This window comes from Azospirillum sp. B510 (genome assembly GCF_000010725.1).
Lineage (GTDB): Bacteria > Pseudomonadota > Alphaproteobacteria > Azospirillales > Azospirillaceae > Azospirillum > Azospirillum lipoferum_B.
Map to the genome: position 1 here is coordinate 257747 of NC_013854.1, position 23761 is coordinate 281507.

Here is a 23761-nt window from a genome sequence, read left to right on the forward strand (position 1 = left end):
ATGTATCTTTTGGATTCGGACACGTTCATTCAGGCAAAGAACTTATATTACGGTTTCGATATCTGCCCTGGCTATTGGGAATGGATGGACGGTGCGGTCGATGGCTGCGCCGTGCGTAGCGTCAGCAAGGTCTATGACGAACTCGTGGCCGGAAACGACGAGCTTGCGCAATGGATCAAGGGGCGGAAGGGCGACGGTCGGTTCCTGCCGATCACCGATCCGGCGACCCAGAACGCCTTTCGCGAGATTGCCGCAGCGGTTCAGGGCGGTGATTATCAGCCATCGGCGAAGGCGCAGTTCCTGGCCGGAGCCGATCCGTGGCTCGTCGCCAAGGCGCGGGTGCTGGGCGCCACCGTCGTCACCATGGAACGCCCGGAGCCGACCGCGAAGCGGCGGGTTCCGCTGCCGAACATGTGCATCGCGTTCGGGGTGCCGTGGATGGATACGTTCGCGTTGCTCCGCCAACACGCCGCCGCTTTCCGCCTTGCGGCGTAGGCGCGCCGCAGCATGGACTTCCGCATCGCCAACACCTTCACCGACTCGCTGGCGCGGCTGACGGGGACGGAGCAGAAGGCGGTGAAGACCACCGCGTTCGACCTGCAACTCGACCCATCCGCGCCGGGGTTGAGCTATCATCGGCTGGAACGGACGAAGGACCGGAATTTCTGGTCGGTGCGGGTGAACGCCGATATCCGGCTGATCGTCCATCGCACCGAATCGAGCCTGCTGCTCTGTTACGTCGATCACCATGATGACGCCTATGCCTGGGCGGCGCGGCGGCGGATCGAACGTCATCCCGTCACCGGGGCGGCGCAGATCGTCAGTTTGGTCGAACGGGTGGAGGCGGAACACGGATCGCCGATCCATCATCCCCTCCCCGGCGTGGAACCCTGGGAAGTGCCGCCGTTGCGCGACAACCCAGCGGTCTGCACCGGCGGGGAACCTCAGGCGTCGTTCCTGCCGCCGTTGTTTCTCGACCTGTCGCAGGATGACCTGCTGTCGGTCGGTGTACCGCCGGACTGGATCCCGGAGGTCTACAAGGCGTCGATGGACTCGGTCCTCGACCTCGCCGACGATCTGCCGGAAGAGGCGATGGAGGCGCTGCTGGAATACTGCACCACCGGCGTCCTGCCGCGTCCGTCCGCAGCGAACCGGGAGAGCGACCAGGGGAGCGACCCCTTCGACCACCCGGACGCCCAGCGCCGCTTCCGCGTCCTGGACAACGTGGAGGAGTTGGAGCGGGCGCTGAATGCGCCCTGGGACCGCTGGACCGTGTTCCTGCACCCGGCCCAGCGTCGGCTGGTGGAGCGCAGCTACAGCGGCCCTGTGCGCGTTTCCGGTTCGGCCGGGACCGGCAAGACCATCGTGGCGCTCCATCGTGCGGTCATCCTGGCCCGGCGGGAGCCGACTGCCCGTGTGGCGCTGACCACCTTCTCGGCAACCCTGGCCGCTGCCCTGGCGGTGAAGTTGGACCGGCTGGCTGGGAACGAACCAGAGCTTACCGCCCGGATCAGGGTGGCGTCGGTGACGGACCTCGCCCGCGATCTCCATGCCCGCCAGTCCGTGCCGCCGCAGATCGCCGAGGATGGGCTGGTCCGCTCCCTACTGTTGGAGGCGGGGAAGGCTGCGGGGGTGAAGGCATCTTCGGCCTTCCTGGTCGCCGAATGGACGGAGGTGGTCGATGCCTGGGGACTGATGTCCTGGGAGGATTACCGCGACGTGGCCCGACTCGGCCGCAAGACGCGGATGGGCGGGCAGCAGCGCCAAGTTCTGTGGGGCGTGTTCGACAGCGTACGCGCGGCTCTTGGCGAGCGGGGCCTCTCCACCTGGGCGGATGTCTTCGCGCGAGTGGCTTCGGACACTGCGGAGGCGCCGTTCGACTGGGTGGTGGTTGACGAGGCCCAGGACATCGGAGTCGCCGAAATGCGTTTCCTGGTGGCGCTGGCGGGGGGAAGGAGCGAGCGGCTGTTCTTCGCCGGAGACCTCGGCCAGCGCATCTTCCAACAGCCCTTTTCCTGGAAGAGCCTGGGCGTGGATGTTCGGGGCCGCTCGCACACGCTGAAGATCTGCTATCGGACCTCGCACCAAATTCGCACCCAAGCCGACCGGCTGCTGCCCGCCGCCGTCGCGGACGTGGATGGCAATGCCGAAAGCCGTAAAGGCACGATCTCGCTGTTCGATGGCCCGGCGCCGCAGATCGTCACCTTTGCCAGCGAAGAGGAGGAGCGGGACGCCGTCGCGCTGTGGATCGCCGAACGTCTGGCGGATGGTGTCGCGCCGGAGGAGATCGCGGTCTTCGTGCGCTCGGAGGCGGAGTTGGAGCGCGCCCGTGCGGCCGTGGCGGAGACGGGGGCGGAAGTGCTGGTGGGCACCATGCATGAGGCGAAGGGGCTGGAGTTCCGCGCGGTGGTGGTCATGGCCTGCGATGACGAGGTGATCCCTTCGCAGCAGCGCATCGCCGCCATTGCCGACGCTGCCGACCTGGAGGACGTCTACGACACCGAACGGCACCTGTTGTACGTCGCCTGCACGCGCGCCCGCGACGAACTGCTGGTCACCGGAGTCGATCCGGCGTCGGAGTTCCTGATGGACATGGTGGGTGACGGCGGCCGGTAGGTAGGGTGCCCATCGGCATGCGGGCCGTGGCACGTTCGGCCCTGATGTGCCACGACGTGTGCCATGGCGCGGGAGGCAGGCAAAAAAACCGCCGCTAACCCATTGGATTAGCGGCGAGTTGAACAGGGAGGCTTCACGTCTGGGAGACGCTGGGTCCGAGGACCCAACCCCGGAGGGGAGACCTCCGGGACGAAACATCGGATGCTGCGTCGCAACATCCAACGATCAAAATTTGACCATTCTGCTGCCAACTTTCCAGGCACAAATATATAAATCTACCATGCAAGCCACGCATGGCTTGGAAATACCCTTGGAAGGCTAATAAAAGTGCCGAAAACGATGATGCCGCACCGGTAAGTCGGTGCGGCATCGTCATTTTCGGCAATTCTCTTGCGGAAGCGCTGGAATTGTTGGGGATCAGAACGGTGTCTCTGCCACTTTTTTGACCAGAAAGTCGCGGAATACCGCGATGCGCTTGGAATGGCGCAATTCTTCGGCATAAACGAAGTAGGCGTCGACCTTCGGACCTTCGACGTCCGGCATGATCCGGGTCACGTCCTTGGAGAAGCTGTCGACCAGGAAATCGGGCAGGGCGCCGATGCCGAGCCCGCTCTCCACCGCGCGATAGATGGCGTAGACGCTGTTGACCTGGAGGATCGGCTTCCGGTTGGGCGAGGGATCGCCCATCTCCATGACCCAGTTGACGTTGGGGATTGGTGCCCGCACGTCGGGTGGGTAGGTGATCAGGTCGTGGCTGTCCAGCTCCGCCAGCGTCTTGGGCGTCCCCTTCTTCTTCAGGTAGCCCTGGCTGGCATAGAGGTGGAAGCGGATCGACATCAGGTGCCGCTGGATCAGGTCCGGCTGGCGCGGCGTGTTCATGCGGATGGCGATGTCCGCCTCCCGCATCGCCAGATCCAGCTCGTCGTCGTCGATCAGCAGCGTCAGCTGGATGTCGGGATAGATCGACATGAATTCGTTGATGCGGGGCGTCAGCCAGGTCGATCCGAAGGCGACCGTCGTCGTCACCCGCAGCGGACCCTTGGGATGCTCCCGGCTTTCGGTCAGCATCGCCTCGGTCATCGACAGCTTGGCGAAGACGTCGCGGGCGGTGCGGTGAAGCAGTTCGCCCTGTTCGGTCAGGATCAGCCCGCGGGCGTGGCGGTGAAACAGCGGAACGCCCAGGCTTTCCTCGAGCGCGCTGATCTGGCGGCTGACCGCCGACTGGCTGAGGTTCAACGTCTCGCCGGCATGCGTGAAGCTGCCGGCTTCGGCCACCGCGTGGAAGACCCGCAGCTTGTCCCAATCCATCATGCTGTCCCGCCCCGGTGCGCAGACGCCCGGAGCCTCCCATTTCTTGAGGACGGCGCATGGCCGCCATGCATGTTTATAGCGGGAACGCGCCCGGAACGCACGCGCTACGAACCCTGACTCGCACGAAAATTAATCATGATCACAGGAATTATTCTCATCCGAAGCCTCAGCGATCCGGCGATATCCGCAGAAGGGATAGGGCTGTCGACGATGCTCGGAAAGGGGTTGGCGGCCGTTCGACCCCGCTTTTGCTAATCCGCCGCGTCGGACAGGGCCGCGGCTTTAACCGTCGCGCTGTGGGCTTCGCCTTTGGTCGCGGCCGACTTTCCGTTGCCGCTGATGTGCCCGCTGATCTCGTCGCCGGCATCGACGGGCAGGCGCCAGAAGGGCAGGCTGGAGGCGCAGGCCAGCAGCCCCACCGTCAGGAAGGCGGGAACGAAGGAGGACGGCGTCAGCGTTCCGCTCCACTGCACGGTCAAATGCAGCGCGGTGGCGCCGACCGCGACGCCAAGGCTCATCGACAGCTGCTGCATCACGGTGGCCAGCGTGTTGGCGCGGCTGGTCATCGTCTGCGGCACCTCGGCATAGCTCAGCGTGTTCATGCCGGTGAATTGCAGCGAGCGGAAGAAACCGCCCAGCAGCAGCGCGCCCAGGATCACCAGATGCGGCGTGTCGGGGCGGAAGGCGCCATAGCTGGCCAGGATCACGCCACTGACCAGGGAGTTCACCGTCAGCACCGGACGGAAGCCGAAGCGGCGCAGGATCGGGCCGGCCAGCGCCTTCATGGTCAGCGCTCCCGCCGCCCCGGCGAAGGTCAGCGCCCCCGATTCGAAGGCGGTCAGGCCGAAGCCGATCTGCAACATCACCGGCATCAGGAAGGGGACGGCGCCGATTCCGATGCGGAACAGCGTGCCGCCCAGGACGGAGGCGCGGTAGGTCCGCAACCGGAACAATGACGGATCCAGCACCGGCCGCGCCACCCGGCGGGCATGGCGCAGATAGGCCAGCGTCGCCAGCAGCGCCACCGCCAGCAGGGCCGCCACCGCGACCGGCGGCAGCAGGTCGCGCCCGACATTCTCGAAACCGAACATGAAGGCGGCCAGTGCGACGGCGCTCCACAGGAAACCGCGGCCGTCGAAGGGGTCGCGCTGCTCCTCCTTCAGGTTGGGGATCAGCGCCAGCACGAGGGCGATGCCGATCAGGGCGATCGGCACGTTGACGAAGAAGATCCAGCGCCAGGAGGCGTAGGTGGTGATGGCGCCGCCGACCAGCGGCCCCAGCGCCGGACCGATCAGCGCCGGCAGGGTCATGCGCGCCATCGCCGTCACCAGCTGATCCTTGGGCACGGTGCGCAGCAGGATCAGCCGGCCGACCGGCACCATCATCGCCCCGCCGATGCCCTGGAGGATGCGGGCGGCCACCAGCTCCACCAATCCGTTGGACAGGCCGCAGGCGATCGAGCCGGCCATGAAGACGCCGATGGCGCTGGCGAAGACGGTGCGGGCGCCATAGCGGTCGGCCGCCCAGCCGCTGACCGGCAGGAACACCGCCAGCGCCAGCATGTAGGAGGTCATCGCCAGGCTGAGCCGCAGCGGATCCTCGCCCATCGACTGCGCGATCCCCGGCAGGGCGGTGGAGATCACCGTCGAGTCGAGGTTTTCCATGAACAGGGCGCAGGCGATGATCAGCGGGGTGACGCGCGACATGACGAACCGTCAGGCAGGAAGCGGAACCCTAGGAATGTGAGGAGTTCCGCCGTCTTGACCACCGCGCAGGCGAAAGCCCTGCCATGCGTAAGCCGGTGCCCGGCCTTCCCTTCACACGGCGGTGGAGACGAAATCCACCGCCGCCTGGGTGTGCAGCCGGGTGGTGTCGAACACCGGGAAGCCCGGCAGGTCGGGCTGGTCGATCAGCAGGAAGATCTCGGTGCAGCCCAGGATCACGCCGCCGGCGCCGCGGCGCCGCAGATCCCCGACGATCCGCAGATATTCCGCCTTCGAGTCGGGGCGCAGGTCGCGCCGGACCAGCTCGTCGAAGATGATGCGGTCGACGATGGCCTGATCGGCCTCGTCCGGCACCAGAAGCTCGACGCCGAAGCGGTCGCGGAACCGTTCCACCAGCATTTCGGACCGCATGGTCGCCGCGGTGCCGAGCAGGCCGACCCGGGTCAGGCCGGCTTTCACGATCGCCTCGCCGGTGGGGTCGGCGATGTGGATGAAGGGGATGGCGCGGCCCGCCATGATCGGCTCGACCACCCGGTGCATGGTGTTGGACACGCAGACGACCAGATCGGCACCGGCCCGTTCCAGCGCATCGACCTTGCCAGCCAGGTAGCGCTCGGCACCGGTCCAGTCGCCGGTGCGGACGAAATGCTCGATGTTGCCGAAATTGACGCTGACGACGACGATCTCGCCATTGTCCCAGCCGCCCAGCCGGGCGTTCAGCCCATCATTCAGCAGACGGTAATATTCGCCGGTGGCCTGGTTGCTCATGCCGCCGAGCACGCCGATGGTCTTTTGCGGCAGCGGGCGGACGGTGGGACGGATCGTCATCGCGGTCGGCTTCCTTCCGGGGGCGAGGCTGGTCGTGCCAGCCTTACCATGTCAGCGCCCGGTGAACACCGGTTTGCGTTTCTCCAGGAAGGCGCGGTAGCCCTCGCGGAAATCCTCGGTGCCGAAACAGCGGTAGCAGTCGGCGATCTCCTCCGCGCCCAACGGCGCCGGATCGGACAGGCGGCGGACCGTGCGCTTGTGCAGGGTCGCGGCCAGCGGCGCGCCGGCGGCGATGCGCTGGACGGTGGCGGCGATCTCGGTCTCGAACCCCTCATCGGCGACGACGCGATGGACCAGCCTCTTGTCCTTGGCCTCCGCCGCATCGAAGACGCGGCCTTCCAGCAGGATCTCCAGCGCCGCCGGGCCGCCGGCGACATCGGCGACCAGCTTCAGTTCCGCCGGCCCCATGGAGATGCCGAGCCGGCTGACCGGCACGCCGAACCGGCTGCTCCGCGAACAGACCCGGAGGTCGCAGGCCAGCGCCACCGCCAGTCCGATGCCGCAGCACGGACCGTCGATGGCGGCCAGAACCGGATGGCGCAAGCGCCGCAATGCGTCCAGCCCCTCGTCCATCAGGTCGCCGTAGGCGGCACCCTGGTCCGGGCTGTTGCGCTCGCTCTCGAATTCGGAGATGTCGGCGCCGGGGGAGAAGGCGTGGGTGCCGGTGGCGGCGGGGCCGCCGCGCATCACCACGACGCGGGTCGCGTCGTCGGCCTCCAGCGCCGCCAGATGACCGATCAGCGCATGCCACATCGGCTTGTCGAAGGCGTTCAGCTTGTCGGGGTTGGACAGGGTCAGGGTCGCGACGACGCCATCGCGGGTCAGGGTGATGGTGCCGGCCATGCCACACTCTCCATCCGTTGCCGTATGGCCCGATACCATAGCGCTCCGCCGCCGCGACGCAAGCCGCCCGCTTCGGCGGCACGGCAAGGTCCGGGACCGTCTCCGGCAAAAAAGTGGGGGACCGGTGAATTTTCCTCTTGCGGCGGAGGCCGTGTTTCCGTAGAAAGCGGCTCCCGGACGACGGGAGCGCGGGCGTAGCTCAGGGGTAGAGCACAACCTTGCCAAGGTTGGGGTCGAGGGTTCGAATCCCTTCGCCCGCTCCAGTTCTCCGGTAAAGAAGCGAAGATCCAAGGGCCGGGCGGCGACGCACCGGCCCTTCGCTTTTTCCGATCCGGGTCTTCCGGCTCCGCAGCCCGCTCCCGCGAAGCGGGAGGCGCGCTGTTCGGAAGCACCGGGCATCCCGTATCGACACTGGCCGTCGGGCGCGCTAGATCCTTACCTCATGACCGATACCTCCCTCGCCGCCCGCGGCGTCGCGCTCGACTTGCTGCGCGACGTGCTGCGCAAGTCCGTTCCCTTCGACGACGCGTTCGACGCGCATCCCGAGCTGGCGTCGCTGCAACCGCGCGACCGCGGCTTCGTCCGCCTGCTGGTCGCCACCGTCCTGCGCCGGCTGGGCCAGATCGACGAGATGATCCAGGCCAGCCTCGCCAAGCCGGGCCTGCCCAAGGCGGCGATCCATGACATGCTGCGGCTGGGCACGGCGCAGCTGGTGTTCCTGAACACCCCCGCCCATGCCGCCGTCGACACCGCGGTCGAGCTGGCGGCGGCGCGCAACGCCGCCCCCTACAAGGGGCTGATCAACGCCGTCCTGCGCCGGATCGGGCGCGAGGGGGCGGAGATGGCGGCGCGGCAGGATGCCGGACGGCTGAACACGCCGGACTGGCTGTGGCTGTCCTGGCGGTCGGCTTACGGCACCGCCCGCACCCGCGGCATCGTCGAGGCGCATCTGCACGAGGCGCCGCTCGACATCACGGTGAAGTCCGATCCCGCCGGCTGGGCCGAGCGGCTGGGCGCCAGCCTGTTGCCGACCGGATCGCTGCGCCGCCCGCCCGGCGGGTCGGTGATCGAGCTTCCGGGATTCGAGGATGGCGAGTGGTGGGTGCAGGACCTCGCCGCCTCGCTGCCGGCCAAGCTGTTCGGCGATCTTGCCGGCAAGCGGGTGTTCGACCTCTGCGCCGCCCCCGGCGGCAAGACGGCGCAGCTGGTGGTCCAGGGCGCCCAGGTCACCGCCATCGACCGCTCGGCCCGCCGGCTGGAGCGGGTGACGGAGAATCTGAAACGCCTGCGGCTGGAGGCCGAGGTGCTGGCCGCCGACGCCGCGACCTGGGAGCCGGAGGCGCCGGCCGACGCCGTGCTGCTCGACGCCCCCTGTTCGGCGACCGGGGCGATCCGGCGCCATCCCGACATCCTGCGGGTCAAGACGCCGGACGACATCGCCAAGCTGGCCCGCGCCCAGTCGCGGCTGCTCGCCCGCTCGGTCGAGCTGGTCAGGCCTGGCGGGACGCTGATCTACTGCACCTGCTCCATCCAGCCGGAGGAGGGCGAGGCGCAGGTGGCCCGTCTGCTGGAACAGGATGGGCGGGTCGAGCGTTGGCCGGTGACCGCCGACGAACTCGGCGGCCTGTCGGAGCCGATCAACGAGGCCGGCGAGGTCCGCAGCCTTCCGGGCATGCTGGCCGATCTTGGCGGCATCGACGGCTTCTTCGTGGCGCGGCTCCGCCGGCGTCCGGCATAGGCCCCTGGCGGAGTCCGCGGCGCGGGATAAATCCCAGCCCCGTCTTGCGATGGCGGCGGCGAATTGATACGACACGACTCATGCTTCCGTCCGAGTTTCCCCGCACCGCATCATCACCCTCCGCCGGCCCTCGACGCCGCTCGCGGTCCTGAAGGAGTCGGCGCAGATGGGCGACGGGAACGGACGGTTTCGCAGCGGCATGGCACGCCTTGCCTATGGGAACCCCCTCTATGCCCTGATGCTGGGCGGCAAGGCGCCGGGGGCGCTGGCGGTGATCCCGCCCGATCCCTGGCCGGGCGACGCCGACGCCGGCAACGCCATGCTGGCCGGGCGGATGGCCTTCGCCGGCCAGCCCATCCTGGTCGATCCCAACGGTGTCCCCAACTGGCGCCCCCAGGGCGCCAGCCCCGGCTGGCTGCGCGCCGCCCATGGCTTCGAATGGCTGCGCGACCTGCGCGCGGTCGGCGGCGACACGGCGCGGCGCCGGGCGCGGGTGCTGGTGTGGTCGTGGCTGGACCAGAATGGCGGCTGGCATTCCCAGAGCTGGGCGCCCGACGTGCTGGGGGTGCGGCTGTCGAGCTGGATCGGCCTGCATGACTTCTACTGCGCCTCGGCCGACGACGATTTCCGCGCCCGCGTGTTCGAAAGCATGGCCCGCCAGCTCCGCCACCTGCTGCGGGTGGCGCCGGCCAAGCTGGACGGCGAGCGGCTGATCGGCGCGATCAAGGGGCTGCTCTATGGCGGCTATTGCCTGCCCGACCAGGACAAGGCGGCGCGGGAGGCGCTGCGCCTGCTCGACAAGGAATTGCCGCGCCAGATCCTGCCCGACGGCGGTCATGTCGAGCGCAACCCGTCGATCCAGATGCGGGTGCTGCGCGACCTGATCGACATGCGCGCCGTGCTGCGAGTCGCCAAGGAGGAAGTGCCGGAAAGCCTCCAGCACGCGATTGACCGCATGACGCCGGCGCTGCGCTTCTTCCGCCATGTCGATGGCGGGCTCGCCCTGTTCAATGGTGGGCGGGAGGAGGAGCCGGCGCTGATCGACACGGTGCTGGCCCAGGCCGACGCCCGCGGCCGTCCGCTGAAGAGCGCGCCGCACACCGGGTTCGAGCGGCTGCTCGCCGGGCGCACGCTGGTGCTGCTCGACACCGGCGCGCCGCCGCCGGAGGGGCTGGACCGCACCGCCCATGCCGGCACCCTGTCGATGGAGGTCTCCGTCAACAAGGAGCGGCTGATCGTCAATTGCGGCAGCCACCCGTCCCGGCGCGGCCCCTGGCGCGCGGCGCTGGCGGGAACATCCGCCCATTCCACCATGGTGGTCGCCGACACCAACTCCTCGGAAGTGCTGGAGAAGGGCGGGCTGGGCCGCCGGCCGACGCATGTCGGCTGCGAACGGCAGGAATCGGATGGCGCCATGCTGGTGGTCGCCACCCACAACGGCTACAGCAAGGGCTTTGGCCTGCTGCATCGCCGCCGGGTCTACTTGGCCGACAATGGCGAGGATCTGCGCGGCGAGGACACGCTGGAGCCGGTGATCGGCGCCACGCCGCAGCCGCAGCCCTACGCCATCCGTTTCCACCTGCATCCCAATGTCGAGGTCGTGCCGGTGCAGGCCCAGGGGAATGGCGGCAATGATCAGGTGTTGTTGCGCCTGCCCAGCGGCAATGCCTGGCGCATGCGGGTGACCGGCGCGGTGCTGGAGGTGGCGGAGAGCGTCTATCTCGGCAGCGGCGACGAGCCGCGCCGCACCCGGCAGATCATGATGCAGGGACAATGCGGACCCGAGGGGCTGACGGTGAAATGGGCCTTGCGCCGCGAACGCAAGGCGGCGTAAATCCCGCCCATCCGCGGTGGCCGGGCCCGTTTCCTTCGGAAAGGGGCGTGGAAGCACGGATGAACACGGGATTTCAGGGCACGGACGACCACGGGACTCTTCACGCCGTGCTTATCCATGTCCATCCGGGCCGATGGGGGCGGGTGGATCGGGATAAGCACGGTTGAACGGTATTTCCGTGGCCGTCCGTGCTTTTCTTCTTCCGTGCTTGTCCGGGGCTCCCCGGTTGCCTGCGGCCTCGACGCAACACCCGCAGCGATCAGGATGACGCCATGAGCCCGCCCAAAGCCAACCACGCCCCCGCCCCCGACAAGGTCCGCATCACCCGCGCCCTGATCTCCGTGTCCGACAAGGCCGGTCTGGTCGAGCTGGGCAAGGCGCTCGCCGCCCGCGGGGTCGAGATCCTGTCGACCGGCGGGTCGGCCCAGCGTCTGGCCGAGGCCGGCGTGCCGGTCAAGGAGGTCTCCGACCACACCGGCTTCCCGGAGATCATGGACGGACGCGTCAAGACGCTGCACCCGCGCGTCCATGGCGGCATCCTGGCCCGCCGCGACATCCATGCCGACGCGATGGCGCGGCACGACATCCCCGGCATCGATCTGGTGGTGGTGAACCTCTATCCGTTCGAGGCGACGGTGGCCAAGGGTGCCGCCTATGACGACTGTGTCGAGAACATCGACATCGGCGGGCCGGCGATGATCCGCGCCGCCGCCAAGAACCATGATTTCGTCGCCATCGTCACCGAGCCGTCCGATTACGAGGCGGTGATGGACGAGCTGGCGACCCATGACGGCTGCGTCACGCTGGCCCTGCGCCGCCGGCTCGCCCAGCGCGCCTATGCCCGCACCGCCGCCTACGACGCCGCCATCTCGACCTGGCTGGCCGGCCAGCTGGGCGAGACCTTCCCGCCGCGCACCACCCTGTCGGGTTCGCTGGCCCAGACCCTGCGCTATGGCGAGAACCCGCACCAGCAGGCGGCCTTCTACGTCACCGGGGAGAAGCGTCCGGGGGTCGCCACCGCCGTCCAGTTGCAGGGCAAGGAGCTGTCTTACAACAACCTGAACGACACCGACGCCGCCTTCGAGCTGGTGGCGGAGTTCGAGCGGCCGGCCGTCGCCATCATCAAGCACGCCAACCCCTGCGGCGTCGCCCAGGGGGCCAATCTGCTGGAGGCCTACAAGTCGGCCCTGCTGTGCGATCCGGTCAGCGCCTTCGGCGGCATCATCGCCGTCAACCGCAGCCTGGACGCCGAGACCGCCGAGGAGATCTCCAAGCTGTTCGCCGAAGTGGTGATCGCGCCCGACGCCGACGAGGCCGCCCGCGCGCTGCTGGCCACCAAGAAGAACCTGCGCGTGCTGCTGACCAAGGATGTGCCGAACCCGGCCGAGCCCGGCATGATGATCAAGCAGCTGTCGGGCGGCTTCCTGCTCCAGAACCGCGACAGCGGCCGCGTCAACCCGGCCGAGCTGAAGGTCGTCACCAAGCGCGCCCCGACCGAACAGGAGTTGGCCGACCTGCTGTTCGCCTTCCGCGTCGCCAAGCACGTCAAGTCGAACGCCATCGTCTATGCCAAGAACGGCGCCACCGTGGGCGTCGGCGCCGGCCAGATGAGCCGCGTCGACAGCGCCCGCATCGCCGCCATCAAGTCGGCCGAGGCCGCCAAGGCCGCCGGCCTGGCGGAGCCGCTGACCAAGGGCTCGGTGGTCGCGTCGGATGCCTTCTTCCCGTTCGCCGACGGCCTGCTGGCAGCGGCGGAAGCGGGTGTGACGGCGGTGATCCAGCCGGGCGGCTCGATCCGCGACGCCGACGTCATCGCCGCCGCCGACGAGAAGGGGCTGGCGATGGTGCTGACCGGAATGCGGCATTTCCGGCATTGATGGGGTGGGGGAAGTCAGGCCCCCCTCCCTAACCCTCCCCCGCTAACGCGGGGGAGGGAACTCCGCCGCTTTTACCTCAGGCGTCCACCAGCAGGTCGTCGGAGTCCTCGACCCGCTTCAGCATCGACTGGCGCAGTTTCAGCAGCGCCCGATGCTCCAACTGGCGCACGCGTTCCTTGCTGACGCCCAGCTCGCGGCCAAGCTCCTCCAGCGTGGCGCCTTCCTCGCGCAGGCGGCGTTCGCGGATGATGGTGCGTTCGCGCGGGCTCAGTTCGCCCAGCGCCTCCGCCAGCCATTGCGAGCGGGTGTTGGCGTCGCGCATGCCGATCACCACGTCCTCGGGCGAGGGGCGCTGGTCGGCCAGGAAATCCTGCCAGTCGTCGTCGGAACCGTCGGCCACCGGGGTGTTGAGCGACTGGTCGGCACCCGACAGCCGCATCTCCATCGCCTCGACCTCGGCGACCTCGACCCGCAGTTCGCCGGCGATCCACTCGCGGCCTTCCTTGGTCAGAGGCGCGCCGCTGCCGTTCTGGGTGGCGCTGTCGATCTTGGCGCGCAGGCGGCGCAGGTTGAAGAACAGCGATTTCTGCGCGGCGGTGGTGCCCGTCCGCACGATCGACCAGTTGCGCAGGATATAATCCTGCATGGCCGAGCGGATCCACCAGGCGGCGTAGGTGGAGAAACGCACCTCGCGGTCAGGTTCGAAGCGGCTGGCCGCCTGCATCAGCCCGACATTGCCCTCCTGGACGAGATCGCCCATCGGCAGGCCGTAGTTGCGGAAGCGCGAAGCGGTGGCGACCACCAGCCGGGTATAGGCCCGGACCAGCTGATGCAGGGCCCGCTCGTCGCTGCCTTCGCGCCATTTGCGGGCGAGGTCGAATTCATGGTCGCGCGACAGCAGAGGTTCGCGCATGGATGCCTTGATGAAGCTCAGATTCGCACGCTGAGTCTCCGGATCGTCGATGTATGCCATCCGTCCCTTCCTTCCCGTCTGGGCGGCATCGTGTTCCTTCGCATATCCCCGCATTGTCGGGTCTTCGCCATTTTGCCGCCTGCCCCCGGTCGATGCCGTCGGGTTAGACAACAAGCATGAGCGTGCCCTGTTGCGGAATCATACGCAGGTGTAGGGGGAGCGGATCACAGACGGACGGAGGAATTTTCCCGGAAGCCCATCGCCGGCCTTCGGGATGCCCGCCGGGTGGCCGCCGGACGGGTCAAGCTGTATCCAAGGATGGATCACGCCTGGAAAAGGTCCAGCATCTCGCCGAAAGAATCGAAGCAGGCGCAGACAAGGTAACCATCGCGGCCGCAGCCGCCGTCGAGCGTCACCGTCACCGGGCCGGCATCGACCCCGGGGCTTTCCGGCGTCCAACTGGGGTCGTAGCCGCGCACCAGGCGGCGGAAGCCACCATAGGGGTGATCCAGCCGGCTGAAGGCGGCGCTGCCCCACCAGAAGGCGTCGCCCTGGCCGCTCAGCGGGCGCCGGGGATCGATGCCGGAATGGACCAGCAGCAGGCTGCCGCCGCCCCGGCTGTTGCCGGCCCAGCCGTCCCCCGTGGGCATCCCGTCCTTCGCGGTCTCGCCGCCGGTGTAGGCGGCGCGGCGCAGCGCGTTGAACAGCTGTTCATGACCCGGCCTCGCCGCCACCGCCTGCCGCAGCTCGCGCGTCCAGCGTCCCAGCATCACCGCGCCGCCGCGTGCCGCCGCCATCCCGGCCTCCAGGTTGCCGCCATAGGCGGCCAGCGTCGGCGCCACGCCCTGGCGCAGCATCCAGTCCAGCACGCTGCGCGGATCGGGGGCGAAATGGAGTTGCAGCAACTTCTGCCACATCTCCTCCTGCTGGCCGCGCAGATAGACGATGTCCGAGGCGATCATGCCCGGCATCGCCAGCAGGGCGATGCGGAAGGCCAGCAGCCGGTCGATGGTCTCGATCGCCCGCTCGCCGACGCCGATCATGTTGCCGAGATAGACCAGCCGGTCGCCGGGACGGAAGCGCTGGCCGATGGCGTGGTGGATCGCGTCCAGCCGGTCGGGCTGCGCGTGAGCGGCCCCGATGGCCCAGACGCGGCGCGGACGGCCGAGCGAGGCGAAACGGCTGGCGTCCTCGATGGTGCCGACGATGCTTGCCGCATGCCGGCCGGCCTGACGGCTGGGAAGACCAAGGTGCGGCGGCAGGCCCAAACTTCCTCCCCTTCGGTGTCGTTCGCGAAGCCGTTCCGGCGCTGTCGACCGGCAGGCGGCGAGGAGTTTAGGCGTGTCATGCCGTGTGAACAAAGGTGAAAAAACGAGACGGGCGCGCGGCGTGTCGTAGCAGCCGCGCGCCCGTTCGTGTCACGGACCCATCCGGAAGGGTTGGATCAGGCCGCCTTGGACAGCACCGATTCCAGACGCTCCGTCGCCTTGGTCTCGTCGATCTTCTCGACGGCGGCCAGTTCGCGGGCCAGACGCTCCAGGGCGGCCTGATAGATCTGGCGCTCGCTGTAGGACTGGTCGGACTGGTCGGCGCCGCGGTAGAGGTCGCGCACCACCTCGGCGATCGACACCGGATCGCCGGAGTTGATCTTGGCCTCATACTCCTGGGCGCGGCGGCTCCACATGGTGCGGCGGACGCGCGACCGGCCTTGCAGCGTCTCCAGCGCGACCTTGATGCGGTCCTTGGAGGACAGGCGGCGCAGGCCGGCATTGCGGGCCTTGGTGACCGGAACCTTGAGCGTCATGCGCTCTTTCTCGAACGTGATCGCGTAGAGTTGAACCTCGAGTCCGGCAATGCTGTGGGTCTCGATCCCTTCGACCCGACCGACGCCATGAGCCGGATAGACGACGAAGTCACCGGCATCGAAGTCAAGCTTGTTCGACATGTGGATTGGCTCTCACTTCTCGCGATCACGCCATTTTGCCGTCCCGGTGGAAGGGACGAAAAAGGACCCCGGACAGTTATGGCGCCGTGGGGATGGGGCCCATCCACGACGATCACAAAAGCCACGAGTCCTGGAACGAAGGGAAAACCGGCAATGGCGCGAAGGCCGGCTCCGGGCGCGCATTATAACGATGTTACGGCCGAGTTACAAAGGGAACGCGCAATCAACCGGGCGGAAATCGTCATCGCCCGGCCATGGCCGACCCGTCGATTTTGCATGGCAACATCGGCGGGCGCAATCGATTGACGCGGCCCGACTCGGAAAAATCCCGATCGGGGAAAAGCCGGGCCGCACCCGCTGGTCTGGTCTCAGCCGCCCGCCTTGGGCGAGAAGAACTTCTCGAACTTGCCGTCCACGCCCTTGAACGTGTCGGCGTCGGCCGGCGCGTCCTTCTTCCGGGTGATGTTCGGCCACTGTCCGGAATAGTCGCGGTTCAGCTCCAGCCACTTGGTCGCGCGGTCGTCGGTGTCGGGAACGATCGCCTCGGCCGGGCATTCCGGCTCGCACACGCCGCAGTCGATGCACTCGTCCGGGTGGATGACCAGCATGTTCTCGCCCTCGTAGAAGCAATCCACGGGGCAGACTTCGACGCAGTCGGTGTACTTGCACTTGATGCAGCCGTCGGTGACGACGTAGGGCATGATCTCTTCTCCGCTGTTCCGGTCCGCGGTGTCATCCGCGCGTCGCTGCTCCGGCATCCCCATCGGGGCGGATCGGAGCCTGTTTCCAATAATGGCACGCGCGTGGCACCGGGCCGGATGGCCAACCCGCGCCTGCCTAGCACGCCGCCGACGGGCCGTTCAACCCCGCGTGTGATGTGGGCGACCCTGTCGCACCGGCGTCAGCGCCTTTCGCGGCGAGGCCCTGTGAAAACGCCGCCAGGAAGGCGCGCAGGCTGATGGTTTCAATGGCGTCGGCGCGGCGGACGAACTGGGTCGGCATCCGCGCCAGCGCGTCCGGCAGCGGCCGGGCCGCCAGCAGCTCGCGCCAGGGATCGCGCTCCACCACCGAGCGCGGCATCACCGTCACCCCCATGCCGGCGCCGACGCAGCCCAGAATGGCGTCCAGCGCCCCGAACTCCATGACGCGGAAGGGCACGCGCCCGGCCTCGCGCATCGCCATCTCGGCCCGGCCGCGATAGGCGCAGGCCCGGCCGAAGGCGATCAGCGTGCGCCGCGCGCTCTCGGTGGTCAGGCCGGTCGCCGGCTCGGCCAGCACCAGCTCCTCATTGAAGATGCGTTGGGCGGTCAGGTCGGGATGGGCGACCTCGCCGCCGACGAAGGCGCCATCCAGCCGGCCGGCCAGCACCTCGGTCAGCAGGGTCTCGGTCGGGCCGGGGATGATGGTCAGCTCGACCTCGGGATGGTCGCGGTGGAAGCGGGCCAGCAGCGGCGGCAGCCGCACCGCCGCTGTCGATTCCATGCTGCCCACCGCCAGCCGGCCGCCGCGCCCGGCGGCCTCCGCCACCGCGTCGCGGGCCTGGGCGACCAGCCGCAGCACCCGGTCGGCATAGCCGCTCAGCACCCGCCCGGCCGGCGTCGGCTCCATCCCGCGGCTGAGGCGCAGGAACAGGTCGACGCCCAGATCCTCCTCCAGCCGCTTGATGCGGGCGGTGACGTTGGACTGCACGCAGTTCAGCGCCTCCGCCGCCCGGCTGACGCTGCCGGTGTCGGCAACCGCCTTCACCACCCGCAGACCGGCCAGATCCATCGCGATGCCTCCCCCATTCAGCATGTGATAACCATCACTGAAAGTGGAGCTTACCATCAGAATATTTCATTGGAAATGAGGGGAGGGGGCCAGCCATGATGGAGGCCAAGCAATCGGTTTCCTGAACGGATTCCGGCGGGATGCCGGCCGACAGGCGGGAGGGCGCGGATCATGGTGCGGGTGCTGGTCGGCGGCGTGATCGGGCTTGCCATCGCGATGGGGGTGGGGCGTTTCGCCTTCACCCCGATCCTGCCGGCGATGCAGGCCGCCACCGGGCTGGGGGCCGATGGGGCGGGGCTGCTCGCCTCGCTGAATTACCTTGGCTATTTCGTCGGCGCGCTCGGTGCCGGGCTGGTGCCGCATGGGGCGGTGCGCACCGCGGCGTTCCGGCTGTCCCTGCTGGTCAGCGTCGTCACCACGGCGGCGATGGGGTTCGATCTGGGCGACGCCGGGCAGGCGATGCCGGCCTGGCTGGTCCTGCGCTTCCTGTCGGGGGTGGCGAGCGCCGGCATCTTCATCCTGGGGATCGCCATGGGGCTGGACAGCCTGGCGCGCCGGGGCGGGGAGCGCTTCGCGGGCTGGCTCTACACCGGCGTCGGGCTGGGCATCGCCGCGTCGGGGCTGTTCGTCGCGCTGGTTGGCGGGCGGCTGGGCTGGGCCGGCGACTGGCTGGCGCTGGGGGCGATCTGCGCCGTGCTGGGGCTGCTGCCGGCCCTATGGCTGCGCGACCCGCCGCCGCGGCACGACGTTGCTGCCGATGCCGATGCCGATGCCGGCAAGCCGCGGGCGGCGGTCACGCGGGCGCGTGGCTTGCCGGCGCCACTCCTGCTGCTGACGCTCGCCTATTTCCTGGAGGGTGGCGGCTATATCGTGTCGGCCACCTTCCTGGTGTCGATCCTGAAGACCGATCCGGCAACCGCCGCGGTCGGCGAGGCCGCCTGGATGGTGGTCGGGCTGGGGGCGATGGGGGCCGGGCTGTTCTGGGCCGCGGTCGCCCGGCGGTCGAACAGCTGGTGGTCGCTGATCCTGGCCCATCTGACGCAGGCCGTCGCCATCCTGCTGCCGATGAGCGGGTCGCCGGCGTTGGCCGTCGTCTCCGCCCTGCTGTTCGGCGGCACCTTCATCGGCATCGTGTCGCAGGCCTTCGCGCTGGGGCGGCAGCTGTCGGCCGGCGCCTCGGCCAAGGTGGTCGGGGCGCTGACCGCCGCCTATGGGCTGGGGCAGATCGTCGCCCCGCTGCCGGCCGGGCTGGTGGTGACGCACACCGGCAGCTTCAACGCCGCGTTGCTGGGGGCGGCGGGCGCTGTTGTGCTGGGCGCGCTGCTGCTGGTGGTGGGCATGGTGATTGCCGGGCGGCAGGTGGCGGCGGGCGGCGGGCGGGCCGGCGCCGGGGCGTGAGATCGGGAGGGGGGCGGGAACCGCCGCCCCTCCGCCTCCTTACTGCGCGGCGGCGCTCCGCTTGCTCCGGGCCAGCAGGTTCAGCGCCTCCACCAGCGTGGAGAAGGCGATGGCGAAATACAGGTAGCCCTTGGGGATGTGGAAGCCGGCGCCGTCCGCCACCAGCGCCACGCCGACCAGCAGCAGGAAGGACAGGGCCAGCATCTTTACCGTGACGTGACGGTTGACGAAGTCGCCGACCGGGCCGGAGGCGAACAGCATTACCGCCATCGCGATGACGACGGCGGCGATCATCACCGGCAGATGGTCGGACATGCCGACGGCGGTGATGACGCTGTCCAGCGAGAAGACGATGTCCAGGAACATGATCTGGACGACCACCGAGGTGAAGGTGGCGTGCTTGGGCGCCGATCCGCCCTCCTCATGGCCTTCGACGGTGTGATGGATCTCCAGCGTGCCCTTGGCCAGCAGGAACAGGCCGCCCAGGATCAGGATCAGGTCGCGGCCCGACACCGCCCAGCCCAGGACGGTGAACAGCGGCTGGGTCAACTGCGCCACCCAGGCGATGGAGGCCAGCAGCGCCAGACGGGTCAGCAGCGCCAGCGCCAGACCGACGCGACGGGCGCTGTGCTGCCGTTCGGGCGGCAGCTTCGACGCCATGATCGAGATGAAGATGATGTTGTCGATACCCAGCACGATCTCCAACGCGGTCAACGTCAGAAGGCTGGCCCAGGCATTCGGGTCGGCAAGCAGGTCGAGCATGTCGGGGCGGGGCTCCGGCGGTCAGTGGCGCACGCGCCGGCACCGTGGGGGCGCCAGCGTGACCGCGACCACATGAGGTCCGACCCGGCCCTCCGCAAGGGGGGCGCTGCGGTTTTGCCGCCGGACCATCGTCATATCCGCTGGCCCATTCAGCCCCGGAAGGCGAAGCCCTGCCGTCTTCCCGCCCGCTCCGTCCCCTGCTCCGCCGCCTCCCGCGCGGTCCAGGCGCGGCGGCGTATCGCCATCTGCCGGCGACAGTCATGGGAACAATAGCGCGGCGCCGGCCCGCGCGTGGATGTGCGGATGAACGGCCTGCCGCAGCAGGCGCAATAGAGGGTGGTCATGGTCGTTTCCTCCGGATCGGGCGGCCGTTTGTCCGGCCTTGCCCCAAGCCGCCGGTGGACCGGGCTTCGATCTCCGGTCCCGGCGGCTTTCTTGTGTCGGGTGCAGTGTGCCGGCCAATCCGACGGCATCGCCAGCGGTCAAAGGCCATAAGCAGCCACGGCCCCGACTATTCGGTGCTGGAAAAGGAAGTGGCGGCAGTGGCTTGGATGCGCAAGCGCGTCACTTCGCCGCGATGCCGTGTTGTGGTGTCTTTCGTCGCCATTTGGTCACCGGCACCTTCCAACCGGAGCGTGGCGGCCCCATCTGTTCCATTCTATTGTGTTCCTACGACAGCGATTGGAAGTCCATCAACAACCTGGAAAGACGGGACGCGATGACGCTGAGACGCCTCGCCATCTTCCTGAAAACCGAAAGCGCCAGCGGCGTGGTCCTGATGGTCGCGGCGGTTCTCGCCCTGGTCTGGGCGAATTCGCCGGCGGCCCCGTTCTATGACGCGATCCTGGCGACGAAGGTGGCGGTGACGGCCGGCGGCGTCGGCCTGGACAAGCCGCTGATCCTGTGGATCAACGATGGGCTGATGGCGGTCTTCTTCCTGCTGGTCGGGCTGGAGATCAAGCGCGAGGTGCTGGAGGGCGAACTGTCCAGCCCGGCCAAGGCGATGCTGCCGGGCATCGCGGCGCTGGGCGGCATGGCGATGCCGGCGCTGGTCTATTGCCTGTTCGCCCAGGCGGAACCGGGCGCCCTGCAAGGCTGGGCGATCCCGGCCGCCACCGACATCGCCTTCGCGCTCGGCGTGCTGGCCCTGCTGGGCAACCGGGTGCCGGGCAGCCTGCGCGTCTTCCTGCTGGCGCTGGCGATCATGGATGATCTCGGCGCCATCGTGATCATCGCCGTCTTCTACAGCCATGGGCTGGTGCCGCTGGCGCTGGGGCTGGCGGCGGCATCGGCGGTCGGGCTGTGGCTGCTGAACCGGGCGGGGGTGCGGTCGCTGGCGCCCTATCTGCTGCTGGGGCTGGTCCTGTGGGTGTGCGTGCTGAAATCGGGCATCCACGCGACGCTGGCCGGGGTGGTTCTGGCCTTCGCCATTCCCTTGCGCGGCAAGGAGGGCAGGCACGCCCATGAGGCGCCGCTCCATCGCCTGGAGCATGCGCTGCATCCCTGGGTGGCCTTCCTGATCATGCCGGTCTTCGCCCTGGCCAATGCCGGCGTGCCGCTCGACGGCATCACCCCGGCCAGCCTGCTGGAGCCGGTGCCGCTCGGCATCGCGCTCGGCCTGTTCCTGGGCAAGCAGGCGGGCGTCTTCCTGGCGGTGTGGGCCGCCGTGCGGAGCGGCGTGGTCGAGCGGCCGGCCCGCGCCAGCTGGGGCCAGATCTATGGCGTCGCCGTGCTGACCGGCATCGGTTTCACCATGAGCCTGTTCATCGGGACGCTGGCCTTCGCCGACCCTCAGCATGCGGTCGCGGTGCGGCTGGGCGTGCTGACCGGCTCGCTCGTCTCGGCGTTGGCCGGCTATGGGCTGCTTTATGCCGCCGGTGCCGGGCGGGCGCGGGCGGCGGTCCGCGCCACCTGAGGAGCTGGGGGCTTGGAATTATCGCAAAAGATATCTTTCTGTGGTATCTGTTTGTGTCGCGAACTTTATGGCCGGATGGCGGAACCTGCGGGCCCCCGGTGGGTTCTTCCCCCTGCGGGGAGACGCGCGGCGGGCGCGGGACCGACAGATCGGGGGGACCATGATCGACGCCATCCGCACACGCCGGCGCAGCGTTGCCGAAGACCCTCCGACAAGCGCAAGCGGCGGGTCCGTTCCCATCGATTTCCAACGGCTGGAGCGGCTGCGCCGTCTGGCCCGGCTGATGGACACCCGCTGGCGCATTCCCTTCACCCGCATTCCGGTCGGGCTGGACGGCATCGCCAGCCTGCTGCCGGTTGCCGGCGACACGGCGACGGCGCTGGTGTCCGCCTACATCATCGTCGAGGCGTCCCGGTTCGACCTGCCCAAGGCGTTGGTGGCCCGCATGGTCTTCAACGTGCTGCTGGACTGGGCGGGCGGCTCGGTCCCGGTGATCGGGACGGTGTTCGACATCGCCTTCAAGGCCAACCGGATGAACCTGAACCTGCTGCACGAGCATCTGGAGCGCCGTCTGGCCGCGGCGGCGGCCAAGCGCTGAACCGAAGCGCCGAAGGGGCGCTTCCCCGCGATCTTGACGTGGATCAAGGCGGGGGCGGGGGTGCTGCGGCACTCTGTCGCTTATGAACGCCATCACCGCCCCCCTGGCCCGCGTGGCCGTTTCGCCGGCTTCCGCCGCCCCGTCCCGCTCCCATGGAGCCGCCAACGGAGTCGCCCATGGAGTAGCCCATGGAGTCGATGCCGCGCTGCTCGCCAAATATGACGGGCTGCGGGTGCCGCGCTACACCAGCTACCCGACCGCGCCGCACTTCACGCCCGAGGTGAACGGCGAGGTCTATGGCGGCTGGCTGGGGACCATCGAGCCGGCGCGGTCGGGATCGCTCTACCTGCATGTGCCCTTCTGCCAGAAGATGTGCTGGTACTGCGGCTGCCATACCAAGATCGTCGCCCGCTATGCCCCGATCGCCGAGTATCTCGGCCATATGCGGCGCGAGATCGCCATGGTGGCCGACCGCATTCCCGGCCGGCTGGCGGTGCGCCATATCCATTTCGGCGGCGGCACCCCGACCATGATGGCGCCGGATGATTTCGAGGCGATGATCGCCCTGCTGCGCGGCCGCTTCGACATCGCCGCCGATGCCGAACTTGCGGTGGAGATCGACCCCCGCACCCTGACGGCGGAGATGGCGGCGGCGCTGGGCCGCGCCGGGGTCAACCGCGCCTCGCTGGGCGTGCAGGATTTCGACGGGACGGTGCAGCAGGCGATCAACCGCGTCCAGCCGCGCGCCGTGACCGAACAGGCGCTGGCCTGGCTGAGGGATGCCGGCATCACCAGCGTCAATCTGGACCTGATGTACGGCCTGCCGCACCAGTCGGTGGAGAGCGTCAGCCGGTCCGCCGCGATCGCGCTGGAGATGGCGCCCGACCGTCTGTCGGTCTTCGGCTATGCCCATGTGCCGTGGATGAAGACCCACCAGAAGAAGATCGACGAGTCGGTCCTCGCCGACTCGCTCGGCCGCTGGGAACAGTTCGCCGCCATCGCCGACACGCTGTCGGCCGCCGGCTACAGCGCCATCGGTCTCGACCATTTCGCCCGCCCCGGCGATGAGCTGGCGGTGCAGCAGGAGGAGGGGCGGCTGGGCCGCAACTTCCAGGGCTACACCACCGACGATGCCGAGGTGCTGCTGGGCTTCGGCTCCTCCTCCATCGGCGCGCTGCCGCAAGGCTATGTGCAGAACGCCGTTCCTTTCGACCAGTATGCAGCCGCCGTCGAGGAGGGCCGCCTGCCCACCGGCAAGGGCATCGCGCTGACCGACGACGACAGGCTGCGGCGCGACCTGATCATGCGGCTGATGTGCGACCTGTCGGTCGACACCGCCGCCATCGCCCGTGCCCATGGTCAGCCGGAATCCTGCTTCGACGCCGAACTGGAGGGGATGGCCGATCTGGTCGCCGACGGTGTCGCGGTGGTGGAAGGCCGGCGTGTCCATGTGCCGGAAAGCGCCCGGCCCTTGATGCGCATCGTCGCCGCCCGTTTCGATACCCACCTGTCCAAGGGCGCCGGGCGGCACAGCCGCGCGGTTTGAGGGCGGGAGAGTCCTGGCGTTCAGGAGAACAGGCAGCCGGCGTCACCTGCCGGCCGCCCTTCCCGCGCAGCGGCGGGCGTGAAGATAAAAATTCGCGATAATTCGTTCGATCGGACCGCATATCCCGAAAAACGCATGGCGCG

General features: G+C 68.7%; 20 protein-coding genes and 1 tRNA gene. 10 read left to right on the forward strand and 11 right to left on the reverse strand.

The genetic code is table 11. The features are described from left to right. Complete coding sequence (locus tag AZL_RS01240; RefSeq protein ID WP_042442306.1) at window positions 1–495, forward strand: DUF4411 family protein; 495 nt, start codon at window positions 1–3, stop codon at window positions 493–495. A 12-nt stretch (window positions 496–507) separates the two neighbouring features. Then, on the forward strand, window positions 508–2616 hold the full coding sequence (locus AZL_RS37480; RefSeq protein ID WP_012972858.1) for a 3'-5' exonuclease: 2109 nt from the start codon (window positions 508–510) through the stop codon (window positions 2614–2616). A gap of 417 nt (window positions 2617–3033) precedes the next feature. Here AZL_RS37480 and AZL_RS01250 read toward each other — a convergent pair whose 3' ends face one another. The 4 genes from AZL_RS01250 to AZL_RS01265 all read right to left on the reverse strand — a co-directional run bounded on the left by AZL_RS01250 (window position 3034) and on the right by AZL_RS01265 (window position 7322). After that, window positions 3034–3924, reverse strand: coding sequence for a LysR family transcriptional regulator (locus AZL_RS01250; protein WP_012972859.1), 891 nt, complete (start codon window positions 3922–3924; stop codon window positions 3034–3036). 254 nt (window positions 3925–4178) lie between these two features. Then, a complete protein-coding gene (locus AZL_RS01255; RefSeq protein ID WP_012972860.1) occupies window positions 4179–5633 on the reverse strand; it encodes a DHA2 family efflux MFS transporter permease subunit in 1455 nt (484 codons plus the stop codon). A 111-nt stretch (window positions 5634–5744) separates the two neighbouring features. Then, on the reverse strand, window positions 5745–6479 hold the full coding sequence (locus AZL_RS01260) for an aspartate/glutamate racemase family protein (protein WP_012972861.1): 735 nt from the start codon (window positions 6477–6479) through the stop codon (window positions 5745–5747). A 51-nt stretch (window positions 6480–6530) separates the two neighbouring features. Continuing rightward, complete coding sequence (locus AZL_RS01265; RefSeq protein ID WP_012972862.1) at window positions 6531–7322, reverse strand: enoyl-CoA hydratase-related protein; 792 nt, start codon at window positions 7320–7322, stop codon at window positions 6531–6533. Window positions 7323–7510: 188 nt separating this feature from the next. On the opposite strand from AZL_RS01265, the gene AZL_RS01270 reads away from it, so the two are divergent. The 4 genes from AZL_RS01270 to purH all read left to right on the forward strand — a co-directional run bounded on the left by AZL_RS01270 (window position 7511) and on the right by purH (window position 12771). Further along, window positions 7511–7585 (forward strand) — tRNA-Gly (locus AZL_RS01270). A gap of 179 nt (window positions 7586–7764) precedes the next feature. Then, on the forward strand, window positions 7765–9060 hold the full coding sequence (locus tag AZL_RS01275) for an RsmB/NOP family class I SAM-dependent RNA methyltransferase (RefSeq protein WP_012972863.1): 1296 nt from the start codon (window positions 7765–7767) through the stop codon (window positions 9058–9060). 166 nt (window positions 9061–9226) lie between these two features. Continuing rightward, the gene (locus AZL_RS01280) at window positions 9227–10894 is read left to right on the forward strand and encodes a heparinase II/III family protein (RefSeq protein WP_012972864.1); all 1668 of its coding nucleotides are present in this window, start codon (window positions 9227–9229) and stop codon (window positions 10892–10894) included. Window positions 10895–11166: 272 nt separating this feature from the next. Further along, window positions 11167–12771 carry a bifunctional phosphoribosylaminoimidazolecarboxamide formyltransferase/IMP cyclohydrolase gene (gene purH, locus AZL_RS01285; RefSeq protein WP_012972865.1) on the forward strand — a complete coding sequence of 535 codons (1605 nt, stop codon included), beginning with the start codon at window positions 11167–11169 and terminating at the stop codon, window positions 12769–12771. Window positions 12772–12847: 76 nt separating this feature from the next. Here the strand turns inward: purH and AZL_RS01290 are convergent, their stop codons facing one another. The 5 genes from AZL_RS01290 to AZL_RS01310 all read right to left on the reverse strand — a co-directional run bounded on the left by AZL_RS01290 (window position 12848) and on the right by AZL_RS01310 (window position 17423). Further along, on the reverse strand, window positions 12848–13744 hold the full coding sequence (locus AZL_RS01290; RefSeq protein WP_012972866.1) for an RNA polymerase factor sigma-32: 897 nt from the start codon (window positions 13742–13744) through the stop codon (window positions 12848–12850). Window positions 13745–14007: 263 nt separating this feature from the next. Continuing rightward, window positions 14008–14952 (reverse strand): hypothetical protein, encoded by a 945-nt coding sequence (locus AZL_RS01295; RefSeq protein ID WP_012972867.1) that lies wholly within the window; start codon window positions 14950–14952, stop codon window positions 14008–14010. 176 nt (window positions 14953–15128) lie between these two features. Continuing rightward, window positions 15129–15629: a CarD family transcriptional regulator gene (locus AZL_RS01300; protein WP_012972868.1), complete on the reverse strand. Its 501-nt coding sequence runs from the start codon at window positions 15627–15629 to the stop codon at window positions 15129–15131. A 368-nt stretch (window positions 15630–15997) separates the two neighbouring features. Further along, window positions 15998–16330 (reverse strand): ferredoxin FdxA, encoded by a 333-nt coding sequence (gene fdxA, locus AZL_RS01305; RefSeq protein WP_012972869.1) that lies wholly within the window; start codon window positions 16328–16330, stop codon window positions 15998–16000. Between the two features lie 136 nt (window positions 16331–16466). Further along, window positions 16467–17423 (reverse strand): LysR family transcriptional regulator, encoded by a 957-nt coding sequence (locus AZL_RS01310; RefSeq protein WP_247894244.1) that lies wholly within the window; start codon window positions 17421–17423, stop codon window positions 16467–16469. Between the two features lie 147 nt (window positions 17424–17570). Here AZL_RS01310 and AZL_RS01315 point away from each other — a divergent pair, with 147 nt between their 5' ends. Next, entirely contained in the window at window positions 17571–18797 is a 1227-nt protein-coding gene (locus AZL_RS01315) for a YbfB/YjiJ family MFS transporter (RefSeq protein ID WP_012972871.1), read from the forward strand. Between the two features lie 39 nt (window positions 18798–18836). Here AZL_RS01315 and AZL_RS01320 read toward each other — a convergent pair whose 3' ends face one another. Together AZL_RS01320 and AZL_RS35205 are read right to left on the reverse strand one after the other, a co-directional pair. Beyond that, a complete protein-coding gene (locus tag AZL_RS01320) occupies window positions 18837–19559 on the reverse strand; it encodes a TerC family protein (protein ID WP_012972872.1) in 723 nt (240 codons plus the stop codon). Window positions 19560–19708: 149 nt separating this feature from the next. Next, window positions 19709–19903 carry a hypothetical protein gene (locus AZL_RS35205; protein WP_148219155.1) on the reverse strand — a complete coding sequence of 65 codons (195 nt, stop codon included), beginning with the start codon at window positions 19901–19903 and terminating at the stop codon, window positions 19709–19711. Between the two features lie 374 nt (window positions 19904–20277). Here AZL_RS35205 and nhaA point away from each other — a divergent pair, with 374 nt between their 5' ends. From nhaA to hemN, 3 genes are all read left to right on the forward strand, one after another. Next, window positions 20278–21474 carry a Na+/H+ antiporter NhaA gene (gene nhaA / locus AZL_RS01325; RefSeq protein ID WP_012972873.1) on the forward strand — a complete coding sequence of 399 codons (1197 nt, stop codon included), beginning with the start codon at window positions 20278–20280 and terminating at the stop codon, window positions 21472–21474. Window positions 21475–21634: 160 nt separating this feature from the next. After that, the gene (locus tag AZL_RS01330; protein WP_012972874.1) at window positions 21635–22072 is read left to right on the forward strand and encodes a DUF4112 domain-containing protein; all 438 of its coding nucleotides are present in this window, start codon (window positions 21635–21637) and stop codon (window positions 22070–22072) included. A gap of 82 nt (window positions 22073–22154) precedes the next feature. Continuing rightward, window positions 22155–23618 carry an oxygen-independent coproporphyrinogen III oxidase gene (hemN, locus tag AZL_RS01335; RefSeq protein ID WP_012972875.1) on the forward strand — a complete coding sequence of 488 codons (1464 nt, stop codon included), beginning with the start codon at window positions 22155–22157 and terminating at the stop codon, window positions 23616–23618. The last annotated feature ends 143 nt before the right edge of the window (window positions 23619–23761 follow it).